The sequence below is a fragment of the Komagataeibacter intermedius TF2 genome, assembly GCF_000964425.1.
In the GTDB taxonomy this organism is placed as follows: Bacteria; Pseudomonadota; Alphaproteobacteria; order Acetobacterales; family Acetobacteraceae; genus Komagataeibacter; species Komagataeibacter intermedius.
In genome coordinates this window covers 1-266 of sequence record NZ_BANF01000526.1, presented here as the reverse complement: position 1 = coordinate 266, position 266 = coordinate 1, and the positions used below count along the sequence as shown (strand labels likewise).

Below are 266 nucleotides of genomic sequence, written 5' to 3'. Positions count from 1 at the left end.
GGCTGCACCATCCGACGCGACCGGGACCTCGGCACGCTGGCCAGGGGCGGCACGGTTTACGGCCCTGTGCGCCAGCACCCGGGTCTGGTGCGCCGCGCGCTCTGCCACCGCTGGCGTGGCCGTGTCCTCACCTCCCCCGAACAATGGGTCATGCCCGCTGGCGCATTTGGCGAGAGCGTCGGGCCGGTCTGACCCGCCTCATCCTTAAGCAGGGAGAAACCTGATGTTAGCGCCTTTCCAGATCCGGAAATTCCTCGACCTGAGCA

General features: G+C 67.7%; 1 pseudogene. It reads left to right on the top strand.

Annotated elements, in window-relative coordinates:
* Nucleotides 1-192: pseudogene (locus tag B7449_RS18285) on the top strand (phosphoadenosine phosphosulfate reductase family protein); the annotation flags it as partial.
* Between the last annotated feature and the right edge of the window lie 74 nt (nucleotides 193-266).